Annotated in this window: 9 protein-coding genes and 3 pseudogenes; 11 read left to right on the top strand and 1 reads right to left on the bottom strand. The window is 59.7% G+C overall.

All coding sequences use genetic code 11. The features are described from left to right. The first annotated feature begins 112 nt into the window (after positions 1–112). The 7 genes and pseudogenes from H8F25_RS06205 to H8F25_RS17955 all read left to right on the top strand — a co-directional run bounded on the left by H8F25_RS06205 (position 113) and on the right by H8F25_RS17955 (position 6,113). On the top strand, positions 113–1,297 hold the full coding sequence (locus H8F25_RS06205; protein WP_197212536.1) for a UDP-glucose 4-epimerase: 1,185 nt from the start codon (positions 113–115) through the stop codon (positions 1,295–1,297). 103 nt (positions 1,298–1,400) lie between these two features. Beyond that, a complete protein-coding gene (locus H8F25_RS06200) occupies positions 1,401–2,549 on the top strand; it encodes a DegT/DnrJ/EryC1/StrS aminotransferase family protein (RefSeq protein ID WP_197212534.1) in 1,149 nt (382 codons plus the stop codon). 248 nt (positions 2,550–2,797) lie between these two features. Continuing rightward, positions 2,798–3,055, top strand: coding sequence for a hypothetical protein (locus H8F25_RS06195; protein ID WP_197212532.1), 258 nt, complete (start codon positions 2,798–2,800; stop codon positions 3,053–3,055). A 90-nt stretch (positions 3,056–3,145) separates the two neighbouring features. Then, a pseudogene (locus H8F25_RS17620) lies at positions 3,146–3,271 on the top strand (DUF4351 domain-containing protein); the annotation flags it as partial. 511 nt (positions 3,272–3,782) lie between these two features. Next, positions 3,783–5,693 (top strand): ABC transporter ATP-binding protein, encoded by a 1,911-nt coding sequence (locus H8F25_RS06185; RefSeq protein WP_197212530.1) that lies wholly within the window; start codon positions 3,783–3,785, stop codon positions 5,691–5,693. Continuing rightward, a pseudogene (locus H8F25_RS17615) lies at positions 5,690–5,872 on the top strand (sugar phosphate nucleotidyltransferase); the annotation flags it as partial. The gene H8F25_RS06185 and the pseudogene H8F25_RS17615, both read left to right, overlap by 4 nt. 112 nt (positions 5,873–5,984) lie before the next feature. Further along, positions 5,985–6,113, top strand: coding sequence for a hypothetical protein (locus H8F25_RS17955; RefSeq protein WP_255518317.1), 129 nt, complete (start codon positions 5,985–5,987; stop codon positions 6,111–6,113). A gap of 93 nt (positions 6,114–6,206) precedes the next feature. On the opposite strand, the gene H8F25_RS06180 is transcribed toward H8F25_RS17955, so the two are convergent. Beyond that, entirely contained in the window at positions 6,207–7,718 is a 1,512-nt protein-coding gene (locus tag H8F25_RS06180) for an IS66 family transposase (RefSeq protein ID WP_197211127.1), read from the bottom strand. Positions 7,719–7,792: 74 nt separating this feature from the next. Here H8F25_RS06180 and H8F25_RS06175 point away from each other — a divergent pair, with 74 nt between their 5' ends. The 4 genes and pseudogenes from H8F25_RS06175 to H8F25_RS06160 all read left to right on the top strand — a co-directional run bounded on the left by H8F25_RS06175 (position 7,793) and on the right by H8F25_RS06160 (position 11,300). Beyond that, positions 7,793–9,247 carry an IS5 family transposase gene (locus H8F25_RS06175; protein ID WP_197212528.1) on the top strand — a complete coding sequence of 485 codons (1,455 nt, stop codon included), beginning with the start codon at positions 7,793–7,795 and terminating at the stop codon, positions 9,245–9,247. A gap of 123 nt (positions 9,248–9,370) precedes the next feature. Continuing rightward, a pseudogene (locus H8F25_RS06170) lies at positions 9,371–9,592 on the top strand (glucose-1-phosphate cytidylyltransferase); the annotation flags it as partial. Further along, positions 9,555–9,719: a transposase gene (locus H8F25_RS18125; RefSeq protein ID WP_370525832.1), complete on the top strand. Its 165-nt coding sequence runs from the start codon at positions 9,555–9,557 to the stop codon at positions 9,717–9,719. The pseudogene H8F25_RS06170 and the gene H8F25_RS18125, both read left to right, overlap by 38 nt. A 597-nt stretch (positions 9,720–10,316) precedes the next feature. After that, positions 10,317–11,300, top strand: coding sequence for an IS5 family transposase (locus H8F25_RS06160; protein WP_197210200.1), 984 nt, complete (start codon positions 10,317–10,319; stop codon positions 11,298–11,300). Positions 11,301–12,058 lie beyond the last annotated feature (758 nt).

The raw sequence follows: 12,058 nt of genomic DNA, 5'->3' as shown, positions 1-12,058 counted from the left end.
ATGACGCCCAGCGAGAAGGCGGCCTACAGCGATCGGACCACGCACGCTGCTCCAGGGTCTCCGCCAGCAAGCCACAATCAAGGCAGTGCACTGAAAAGGCGTCTCCCGGTCGATGTCCCAGGCCAGCCCGATCCTGATCACCGGCGGGGCGGGCTTCATCGGCAGCCACACCTGCCTGGTGCTGCTGCAGGCAGGGCACCGACTGGTGGTGCTGGATGATTTTTCCAACAGCGCCCCCCAGAGCCTGGAGCGGGTGGTGGAGCTGGTGGGCGGCGACGCCGCCGAGCGGCTGCAGGTGGTGGAGGGCGACATCCGCCGCCGGGAGGATCTGGATCGTGCGTTCGATGCGGGCCTCCGGTTCAGTCCGAGCGCCGAAGCGACCGTCGAGGCGAGCGGTGAGGCGCGTGACGAGGCGATCAGCGCGGTGCTGCACTTCGCCGGCCTCAAGGCGGTGGCCGAATCGACGGCCCTGCCGCTGCGCTACTGGGATGTGAATGTCACAGGCAGCCTCAGGCTGGTGGAGGCGATGGCCGAACGGGGCTGTCGCACGCTCGTGTTCAGCAGCAGCGCCACGGTGTACGGGATCCCTGAGACGGTGCCCATCCCGGAGACGGCCCCGGTGCATCCGATCAATCCCTACGGCCACACCAAGGCGGCGGTTGAGCAGCTGCTGGCTGATCTTCATGCCAGCTCCTTCCCTGTCGGCGCTGGGCATGCGAGTTCGCCGCAGGCCGGCACGCTTCAGGTCATCCGCTCGAGCAACGACCATCCCTGGCGGATTGCGCGTTTGCGCTATTTCAACCCGGTGGGTGCCCATCCCAGCGGCCTCATTGGTGAGGATCCGCTCGACGAGCCGAGCAATCTGTTCCCCCTGCTGGGCCAGGTGGCGTCAGGGCAGAGGTCGCAGTTGCAGATCTACGGCGACGACTGGCCTACGGCCGATGGCACCGGTGAGCGCGATTTCATCCATGTGATGGATCTGGCCGAAGGGCACCTGGCGGCGCTGCGGCATCTGCAGGATCAGGAGTCCCGAGGACAGGAGGCGTTGCTGACGCTCAACCTCGGCAGTGGCAGCAGCCATACGGTGCAGCAGGTGGTGCAGGCCTACGAGCGAGCCTGCGGCCGGTCGTTGCCCACGCAGGTGGTGGCCAGGCGCCCCGGCGACGCAGCACGCAGCGTCGCCGATCCGTGGCTGGCGCAGCGGCTGCTGGGCTGGCGTTGCCGGCGTGATCTGCAGACGATGTGCAAAGACAGCTGGCGCTGGCAGAGCGGCAACCCGAAAGGCTATCGGAGCTGAGAGGCTCCACCTTGATTCGCCGACGCATCAAGCCGCTCTAGATGGCCAAAGGCACCGGTGAGCGCGATGTAAACCCGCCCCCACTCTGTTCCCACCCCCTGTTTTGAGCGACGTCACTCCACCTGAGCCCATTTACGTCACCCGCCCGCACCTGCCGCCGCTGGCGGAGGTGACACGCCTGCTGGAGGGGGTGTGGGAGCGGCGCATCCTCACCAATGGTGGGCCGCTGCATCAGCAGCTCGAAGAGGAGCTGGCGGCCTACCTGGGGGTGGAGCATCTGGCGCTGGTGGCCAACGGCACCCTGGCGCTGCTGATTGCGCTCAAGGCTCTGCGGCTGCAGGGGGAGGTGATCACCACGCCGTTTTCGTTCGTGGCCACCAGCGAGGCGCTGAGCTGGAACGGCCTGGAGCCGGTGTTTGCCGACATCGATCCCCACACCTACGGGCTGGATCCGGCCAGCATCGAGGCCTGCATCACGCCGCGCACCACGGCGATCCTGCCGGTGCACTGCTACGGCTTTCCGTGTGATGTGGAGGCGATCCAGCGCATCGCCGACGACTACAACCTGAAGGTGATCTACGACGCCGCCCATGCCTTCGGGGTGGAATGCCACTGCGGCTCGCTGCTGCAGCACGGTGATCTGAGCGTGCTGAGCTTCCATGCCACCAAGGTGTTCAACACCTTTGAGGGCGGTGCGATCATCTGCCCCGACGCGAAGACCAAGAAGCGGATTGATCGCCTCAAGAACTTCGGCTTCGTTGATGAGGTGACGGTTGCGGCCAACGGCATCAACGCCAAGATGAGCGAGCTGCATGCGGCGGTGGGCCTGGCCCAGCTGCCGGGTATCGATGCGGCGATTGCCGAGCGCCAGCGCGTGGCGGAGGCCTACCGGGATCAGCTAACGGATCTACCGGGCCTGCTGCTGCCGGAGTTCGGCCAGGCCCAGAGGGCCAATTACGCCTATTTTCCCGTGCGGATCACGGACCAGGCGCCGCTGGACCGTGACCAGCTGGTGGAGCGGCTGCGGGCCGAGGGCATCGTGCCGAGACGCTATTTCCACCCGTTGATCCCCGAGTTTCAGTATTACCGCAGCAACGCCAGCGCCGACCCGAAGCGCTATCCAGTGGCAGCGCAGATGGGCCGCGAGGTGCTGTGCCTGCCGATTTATCCGGAACTCTCCAGCGCTGATCTGCAGCGCATCTGCAGGGCCGTGCGCGCTGCGATCACCGGTTCATCGCCAGATCAGCCCTGATGCCGGCAGCGAGCCCTTGGCCAGCCGCAGCCAGCCCATGTCACCACCGCAACTTTGAACACAGACCGCTGGTACTACAGGGTCTTCCAGAGCGCCCCCGACCTGATCCGCGCTCTGCCCAGAGCCTCCGCTTCGTGCAGCGCCATCCCAGGGTGGAACAGCTTGAAGTCGCGGTGCTCACGCCCCATGGCCGGCTGAGCCTGGGTCCATCCAAGCCACCTCGTCTGCTGCAGGTCGTCTTGTAGGAGGTGCACTGGATCCGGCTGGATGCGTTCAGCCGCAAGGCCGACCTCGATCCTCTGCTGAACCTGCTCACCCTGCCGGTGCGCCCCGAGAGCGAGCTGGCGGCCAGCAGTCAGCAGATCCTCGCCAGCCAACCGGATCTGGACCAGGTTGTGCTGCCTATGCTGATGCAGAGGCTTCCCAATCTCACCAACGAGGACTTGATGGTGATGGCTGGCATTCCCATGGAGGAACTGTGCCACACCAGGGCGGCGCATGATTGATTCGCCGAGGGCCGGCAGGAGGGTGAAGCCAAAGGCCGTCAGGAGGGTGAAGCGCCTGTCACCCTCCGTCAGCTCAACCGCCCCTTCGGCCCCCTGAGGTGGCCCACCAGGGCGCGCATCCAGGCGCTTCCGCTGGAGCAGCTGGAGGATCTGGCGGAAGCCCTGCTCGATTTCCAGGGGCCTGCCGATCTGGCTGCCTGTCTGGCCTGGATCTGATGTTGCGGTGTCCGGATCTGTATGTGTTGCACTGGCAGGTTCAACAGGTTGATCGATGTGGATTGGCGCAGCCTTCTCCGCAGGCAATGGCCAGGGACTTTGCTATGAATGCTGATTGATCCGAAGCTGGCGGAGGCTCAGGCTGAGGCGGATCACTACAGCGCATTGCAACCTCCTGTCAGATTGATGGAACCGATGCATAAAACCGATTCAATGATGAGACAAACAACGTTCTAAACGCCTTGTTCCTATCCAGACGCCGCCACGCCGTCAGTAATCCAGCCCAGAAGCTGCTGGTGCTCGAGCCCAACCGGATCGAAAAGCAGCATTGGAAGGATCTCGGTGGTTGCCGGGATCTGTTTCTGGTCCTAGCCTGCCTGGATGCAGTGACGTCAATGATCATCCCATTTCATAGTTGTTTAAACTTGATTCTTCAAAGCCTTCCAGTATCACTTTCGGGCTGGCTTGATCCTTTCGCTAATCCGATCGCGTTCATGTTCAGCTTCACCTAATGCCGTTACCCTTCCACCAACGCCGCTGGGTGCGCGACTTCGGGAAGCGTCATTTCGGAGCCGTTCTGACGCCGATTCTGAGTCGGGAGCCTGCAGCGCAACTGATCAGGCAGACAGCACGGCAGCAGTGGCGTCTGATCGCGGTGAATGTGATCAGCAGCCTGATGGAGGCGTTCAGCGAAGGGGCCACGCTGGGTGTTGTGTTTCTGGCGGTGGAAGTGCTTTCGGCAGGCAGAGGCGCACCCCTCAACTGGCAGACCAAACCGCTGCTCAGCTGGTGGCCTGAGGGGGCGCTCTGGCTGCGTGGATTGCATGCGACCACGTTGGTGATCAGCCTGTTGGCGCTGGCTGTATTGCTGCAAGCACTCCAAAGTCTCACACGCTATGTGAATCTGGTAAGTGCCGGCTATTTCTCGGCACGCTGCAAGGCACTGGTCACGGCCCGTATTCATACCCAGGTTCTGAGCTTCAGCTATGCCTGTGCCAGTGGTTACAAGGTCGGCGACCTCACCAACTACGCCGCAGCCGGTCCTACCGCCTTGCAATCCCAGGTGGATCTCACCACGGGGCTGTTGACGGGTGTGCTGCTCACCCTCACCTACCTGGCGGTGCTGGTGGGGATTTCGCCGTGGATGCTTGTGGCTGCGGTTCTGATGGCAGGTGTGATCACCCTCATTCAGAAGGTACTGCTGCCAAGGATCCGCGCTGGCTCCAGGACTGTCATGCAGGCCGGGGTGGCCATCAGCACCCGCGTCACCGAGGATTTTCAGGGCTTGCGTCTGCTGCACAGCAGCGGGCAGCTCGATGCCGCTGATCGACGACTGCGCTGCCGCATGGGCGATCTGGAGCAGGCTCTTCGTGCTCAGGTGCGCCGCTTTTCCGTACTGGGCCCAATCTCCAGCTTCCTGCCAATTTTCGCCATCTCTGTGATTGCGGTGTTCAGCCTGCTGGTGCTCGGATCTCGGAGCAGTGGCATCCTGCCCAGCCTGGTCACCTTTGTACTCGCCCTGCAGCGCCTCAATCAACGCATCAGCGGGCTGGCGGCTACGTTCAGCGGCTTCGCTGACAACAGCAGCCGCATGCAACGGCTGAACGAGATTCTCTCTCCTCAGGGCAAGGAGTTTCGCCGGCAGGGTGGTGTGCTATTCCACACGCTTTCCCAGCAGCTGCGGTTTGATCAGGTTGGTCTCCGCTATGCACCAGATCTGGCCCCAGCGCTGGAAGACATCAGCTTCACCTTGCCCCGAGGCCAGATGCTGGCGCTGGTGGGCTCCAGTGGCGCCGGCAAGAGCTCCATCGCCGATCTGCTCACCGGGCTTTATTCACCTAGCCAGGGACAGATCCTCATCGATGGCCTCCCGCTGGATCAGCTCGATCTGGCCAGCTGGCAGCAGCGCCTTGGGGTGGTGAGTCAGGACACATTTCTGTTCAACGCCACGATCGCCGAGAACGTCAGTTACGGCACGCCTGGTGCCACTGCAGCCAGTATCAGAAAGGCCTGCGCAGCGGCTCAGGCAACGGGCTTCATCGAGACTTTGCCGCAGGCCTACGACACCTTGATCGGCGAGCGCGGCTACCGACTCAGTGGTGGCCAACGCCAACGGCTGAGCCTGGCAAGGGCAATTCTGCGCGACCCGGAGCTTCTCATCTTGGATGAAGCCACCAGTGCCTTGGATTCCCAGAGCGAACGGCTGGTGCAGGAGGCCATCGAGCGCTTTGAGCGGAACCACACGGTTCTGGTGATTGCGCACCGCCTCAGCACGATCGTGAGGGCGGACCAGATTCTCGTCCTTGAGAGCGGACGGATCGTGGAGACAGGAACGCATGCCGATCTCCTCAGCCAGAGAGGGGTCTATTCCAATCTCTGGCGCCAACAATCCCAGATGGATGGATCGAGGGTTCGCGCATGAACGCCGTGAACTTGGTCGGTGGCCTTGGAACACGCCTCTCCGAGGAGACCCATCTCAGGCCGAAACCGATGGTGGAGGTGGGTGGCAAGCCGATTCTTTGGCATATCCTGAAAATCTAAACCCACTTTGGTATTCACGAGTTTGTAGTTTGCTGTGGTTACAAAGGGTGTCTAATTAGGGCCTGCTGAGAATCCCAGACCCACTGCCCCGCAGTTGATTCCAACAGGAATCTCATGATAGGATGGCCTGTAATCAGCCATTCCTGGCTTAGAAGAACCTGCTGACACGCAAATGTACGTTTTTCAGCACACCGGTCAGCTGTCGATTGAGGAGTTTCACTCGCCCTTTGGCGGGAAGCTCGATCCCAACAACCGCTGGGTTCTGCTCCACAAGTTGATTCCGTGGATTCAACTGGAGTAAGCGTTCAGGGGTCGGGACACCCCAGTGCGTCAGTCAATCTCCGATCTCTCCTCTGAGAGGGGCCATCTGTTCCTTCCACGTGTGATCGCTGCCTCAGCGATCCGGCACCAGCGATGGCATCACGCCGCCGAGGCGATGGGCAATCCAGGCCTGCTCCAGGAATTGCCAGACATCGCGGCCCTGCTGCCGCAGGGTGGCGGTGACGGTGAGCAACCGGCTGCGGCAGATGGCGCCGCCGGAGGACTGGACGCCATGGCTGATCTTGCGGTGAATCACCGATTGCCGCAGTGCCCGCTCGGCAGCGTTGTTGGTGGGCTCGATCCCTGGCGTTTGCAGAAAAGTCCAGAGCGCCTGCTTGCGCTGCAGCAACTGGCGACAGGTTCGCACCGTCTGGGCCCAGGGCGTTTGCTCGCCCCGCTCACAGCCCAGATCCACCACCCGCTGCAGCGTGGCCTCGAACGCCAAGCGGAGGGGGTGGCATCGATGCAGGAGCTGGGGCCGGTCGATCGCTCCGCTCTTCCACTGGTGCCAGTGAGCGAACAGATGCTGCTGCAGAGCCAGCATCTGGGCTCCGATCTCCCTGCTGGCGCCCTGGCGTTCAGCGATGGCCGCCAGATCCCGGATCAGGTGGGCCCAGCACAGCTGCCGCTGCTCCACGGGCAGGTGGTTGTAGGCCGAGAAGCGATCACTCACCACGATCCCTGCAAAGGTATGGCCCAGAAGCTCCATTGCCGCTGCACTTGAGCGGCTCAGGCCCTGCAGGAACACCGTAACCAGTGGTGTGACCATGACCCACTGCCAGCCGCGCCTGCCAGCAGGATTACAACCGTCGGCGTTGCCGGTGGGGGCGCCGGTTTCATCCACGTAGGCCACCGGCTGCTGCCGGGCCACCTCCAGGGCTTCCTCCACCGCCTGCTGCAGGGCTGCGCTCAGACGTGCCCGGATGGTGGCGATAGCGCCGCGGCTGATTTCCACACCCAGCAGCTGATCCAGCAGCGCCTGGGTTCGGCCGAAACTCAGGGGAAAGGCGCTGCCCAGCAGTCCCACCAGGCCGCTCAGGCGTGGGCCGTAGCGGCTGGGCTCCACATCCGCCGGCAGCTCGGCGCAGGTGCTGGTGGAGCAGCAGGGGCAGACCAGACGGTGCAGACGGTGTTCGATCACCACCGGTCTGATCGGTGGAATCTCGATCACCTGATGGCGCAGCGGCTCCGCATCCTCCCCCTGTAGCAGGGTGCCGCAGCGGCGGCAGGCGTCCGGGTGGTGCTCGAGCACCTCATCCACACGCGCGATCGGCAGCAGCTCCGGCCCTGCTCCCGGGTGCCCCTGCTGACCACCCCGCTTGCGACCAGTGCCTTTGCAGCGGGTGGGCGGCTTAAAACCCGTGCCGTCACTGGAGGGCGGCTTGGAGGAGTTGCGGGAGTTGCGGCCGATCCGCTCGCGCAGGCTGGCCAGTTCCGTCGCCAGGTCGGTGAGCTGCGCTCGGAGCTGGTCGTTCTCCTGCTGTTGTCTCTGGAGCTGTGCAAGAACCTCAAGGAAGCCAGCCCTCACGCCCACCGGAGTGGAAGCCCAGTCCGCTTCTGAAATCCCGGCCGGAGGGGTGGTCATCGCAGGAAGTCTCTGCCTGAGATGCAACCGGGATTCAAGCCGACGTCAAGGGTTCAGTCGTATCGATGTTCGCGATGAGCTGTCCCGCCCCCCTGAATGGGTACCAACTGGAAAGCCACTACGCGCCCCAGTTCAGCGCCAAGAAAGGAGCCCCAGCCAAGCCCTTCCAGATGGCGTTCGGTGCGCTCTACATCCAACGACGATTGGGAGTGACGGATCGAGAGACGGTGGAGCTGATCACGGAATCACCCTATCTGCAATTTTTCATTGGCTTGAGCGGTTACCAGCCCCTGCCGCCGTTTGACGCCTCCATGATGGTGCACTTTCGCAAGCGAATTGGCCCTGAGCTGATCAAGGTCTGCAATGCTATGACCAAGGCCAACGGGATCGCAATGATTCAGGAGATGCTCGCTACTTGCGAGCAGGAAGACGGCATGACTGCAGAGGATCACAAGCAGCTTGCGGCCATTGAGGAAGAGCTGGGGGTGAAGCCAGCATCGCTCGATCCTGGCAGCAACTGGGGAACTCTGATCCTTGATGCAACCTGCGTGCCTGATGACATCCCCTACCCAGTGGACTTGAGGCTGCTTGCTGAGTCCCGGGACACAACGGAGAAGGTCATTGACGAGTTGTTCAAGCAGTTACAGGGCAAGATTCCCCGCAAGCCGCGCTGCAATAGCGTAAAAGCTCATAACCTATTCCTGGTTATCATCAAAAAGAAAAAGCCAAGCCGTGAGGAGATCCGGGAGGCGAAACGCTTCCAGCTCAACGAGATCAGCCGTAATCTCAGAGCAATTGACGGCATGATCTATTGCGGTGCAGAGCTTTCGGGGCTTGGTTCACAGCTGTACCGCAAGCTGCTGATCGCCAGTGAAGTCGCCCGGCAGCAACAGGAGATGTATAACGCTGACAGCCGGCGCATCGATGACAGGATCGTGAATCTGATGAAGCCACATGTAAGACCGATCGTGCGAGGCAAGGCGGGCAAGAAAACCGAGTTCGGGGCCAAGATTTCAATTTCTGATGACAATGGCTTTGTCGATGTGGATCGGATCAGCTGGGACAACTACAATGAAGCCAACGATCTGATCACACGTGCCGAGCAATACAAGGAAGAGCGAGGATACTACCCGGCCCGGATCTGTGCCGATTCAATCTATATGACATCTGGAAACAAGAAGTTCTGTGAGGCTAATAAAATCAGACTCAGCGGCCGCCCACGCAAGAAGCAGGTCGAAGCCGAGGTGCAGACAGCAGAGCAGCAAGAGCTGTTCAAATCAGACATGAGAAAGCGTTCCGTGATCGAGGGAAGAATCGGGACGGGCAAGCGGAAATACGGACTGGATCGAATCCTAACCAAGTTGGTTGAAACATCAAGAACAGTGATCACGATGGCGTTCTTTGTCATGAATGTCGAGAAGATCATGAGGCTACTGCGCCTCTTGTTCGCTATTTTTGTCTCTGTGTACATCCTGATGCTTGGTTTGTGCACTGTCCGGTGCCGTCCAGCGCTTCTGTGGGCTGCTTAGTCAGCTTCCAGGAGTAAAACTGCGGTCACCACTGCTCGGGCGTGCGGGCCGAGAGATCCGCCTTTGACGCGCCGGAAAAGCCCACAATCGAAATTCAGCAAGCTCTAATTAAGGAATACTGATAATTATTTCTTGCACACCAGCGATGTCACCTTCCATATGGACTGTGATAATCGGCTGGAAGTGCACCATCGCAAGAGTGAGCCGTGGAAGGTGACGCTGGTGGATACTGGCGAACAGAGTCAGACTGGCGGTCGGCTGGGTCGTGTGCGCCCTTATCTCAAGGACAGCAGCTTCTGTTTCACCTATGGCGACGGGGTGGCGGATGTGGTCATTGGCGCCCTCCGTGGCCGCTGGACTCTGGACCTTCCTTGAGATCGAGGAAATCGAACCCACCAACAATGCCGCTGAGCGGGCACTGCGTCAGTCTGTGATTCAGCACAAGATCAGTCATTGCGTTCAATCCCGCTAGGGAGGTATCTGCCGCAGCTGACTCCTGTCAGTCACCACCACGCTCAGGCAACAGGTCCGCGATGTCTGGTCGTTTCTGGAGCAGGCTTGGATCGCTCATCACCTTGGCAAGGTGATGCCATCGCTGCCGGCGGATTGCTGAGTCGAGCAGCGCGAGCTCCACTTCAACGTTGTCCGCTTAGCAAGGCGCCATGTCGGATGCATTCGCGTAGCGGCGTGTCCAGACCCCTGAACGCATACTAACCAGGAAACAGACCGTGGCGAAAGCTGATGTATTGATACTGCCTAAAAGCATGAATCAAGCCTCTGATGTGAGAGCTTGATTCGTCACCTCCGCAGTTCATCGAGAGCGAAGACGGCTTTGGTTGAATTCGTGATACTCCTACTACACCAGTAGGATGCTCAACTGCCTCGCAAAGTCGACACCTTTATGAGCGATTGCTCCATGCTTGGCCCTATAAGGACATTGATCTACTCCACCAAGATAAACATTTCAATATCGGCATTGGGAAAGACGCACGACTTACCAAGTCCTCTTAAGGAACCCCTGAAAAACCCGATAGAATCAGTACAGTTCCAATAATGAGACTGGCAGCGGATGGCGGCCCCCCTCCAGTTGGGTTTCACGGACTACGAGCAGACCTACGCCAAGAAGAAAACGCGCCGGCAGCGCTTCCTCGATGAGATGGAAGCCACAGTGCCCTGGGATCCTTTCCTGGCCTTGATTTCGCCTGTGTACCACAGGCCTTCTGCCAAGGGCGGGCGCCCACCGTTTCCGCTGGAGGTGATGCTGCGCATCCACCTGCTGCAGCAGTGGTTCACGCTTTCCGATCCCTTGATGGAGGAGATGCTGATCGATACCCCCTGCTTCCGCCGCTTTGCTGGGATCGACATGGTTGAGGACCGGATCCCTGACGAGACGACGATCCTGAACTTCCGCCACCTCCTGGAAGAGAATCGGATAGCAGAGCAGATCCTGGAGACGGTGAACCAGAGCCTGCGGGAGAAGGGCGTGATGCTTAAGGAGGGTACGATCCTCGATGCCACAATCATCAACGCTCCCAGTTCAACCAAGAACAAGACGGGCGAGCGGGATCCTGAAATGCACTCGGTGGCCAAAGGCAACCAGTGGTTCTTTGGGATGCGGTGCCACATCGGTGTGGATGCAGCCTCGGGTCTGGTCCATTCCGTGGTGAGCACGGCTGCCAACGTCCATGAGCTGAACACGGCACCCGATCGCGTCCATGGCGAGGAACGCGTGATCTACGGCGACTCTGGCCACATCGGCATCGAAAAGCGTGAGGCGTTCAAGGACTGCGAAGCAGAGATGCGCATCGCCATGAAGCCCGGACAGCGCCGAGTTCTACCGGACACCCCAGAGGGAAGACTGCTGGATCTGATGGAGGCGGCGAAAGCACATGTCAGGGCAAAGGTGGAGCATCCATTTCGGATCATCAAGTGCCAGTTTGGATTTCGGAAGGTCTTCTACCGAGGCATCCGCAAGAACAACCTCAAGCTGACGATGCTGTTTGCCCTCGCCAATCTCTGGATGGTGCGCGAACGTTGTCCTTCTACAGCGTAAATGACAGAATAAGTGTGCCATCTTGAGGGTGAGCAGCCAAAAATGATCGGGGAACTCACGAGAAATAAGCCAGTCAGGCCCTGGATTGGAGCACCTGGCGAGTAGCCAAGGACAAAATACCCCACTTGTGTCTCATTGGCGAGAATGAGACACGCTTGCGCTCAATTCCCGGTCTTGATCAGAGCTTCCTTAATCTTATTCTATAACCCTTGGCAACTGATCATGCCTTTTCAGGAAAGATCCGCCACCATAAAGGGCGAACCTTGTTGCTGACGCAAATGGCATATTCGCACAGACAGCTCCTCGCAGGCATAACTGTGCAATCGAATAATGTAGCGTGAATAAGCGAAATTTTTAAATGCCCAGAGTTCATTATTAGCCTAGTCTCTTTTTGGCCTTAGTCATGAAGGAATTACGAATTGCTCAGATTGAACAAAGAAGTTGGGGAACGCAGCCACTCACCTATAACCTAGACTACCGCTTTGAGGGATTTTCTAAAACCATAGTTGATATTGTCCGGCCTTGGCAGAAGCTAAATTATGACTACTACCTATACTTAATATCAGATGATTTATGCCTTGCCAAACTCCCATTTTACATACCCAAAGCAAAGCGCGTTGCCTTGCTTAAGGAGTCTCATCTTCTGCCTAATATCTATGACAAAAAAATAGTTCCTCTGCTTTTAAAGAGATTTAATCTAATTTTAACGCATCATAGGGGACAGGTGGCGACAAATAATATTTTTCAGCTTCTGCCAT

The organism is Synechococcus sp. CBW1004, from assembly GCF_015840715.1.
Classification (GTDB): Bacteria; Cyanobacteriota; Cyanobacteriia; order PCC-6307; family Cyanobiaceae; genus Cyanobium.
The sequence above is the reverse complement of the archived record's forward strand: the minus strand, read 5'-3'. Positions and strand labels throughout refer to the sequence as shown.

Excerpts from the sequence above, each read along its gene's own strand:
- H8F25_RS18125 (WP_370525832.1), top strand. The coding sequence starts at position 9,555 with ATGGCGACGGGGTGGCGGATGTGGTCATTGGCGCCCTCCGTGGCCGCT.
- H8F25_RS06180 (WP_197211127.1), bottom strand. The coding sequence starts at position 7,718 with ATGACCACCCCTCCGGCCGGGATTTCAGAAGCGGACTGGGCTTCCACT.
- H8F25_RS17955 (WP_255518317.1), top strand. The coding sequence starts at position 5,985 with ATGTACGTTTTTCAGCACACCGGTCAGCTGTCGATTGAGGAGTTTCAC.
- H8F25_RS06205 (WP_197212536.1), top strand. The coding sequence starts at position 113 with ATGTCCCAGGCCAGCCCGATCCTGATCACCGGCGGGGCGGGCTTCATC.
- H8F25_RS06175 (WP_197212528.1), top strand. The coding sequence starts at position 7,793 with ATGAGCTGTCCCGCCCCCCTGAATGGGTACCAACTGGAAAGCCACTAC.
- H8F25_RS06185 (WP_197212530.1), top strand. The coding sequence starts at position 3,783 with ATGCCGTTACCCTTCCACCAACGCCGCTGGGTGCGCGACTTCGGGAAG.
- H8F25_RS06160 (WP_197210200.1), top strand. The coding sequence starts at position 10,317 with ATGGCGGCCCCCCTCCAGTTGGGTTTCACGGACTACGAGCAGACCTAC.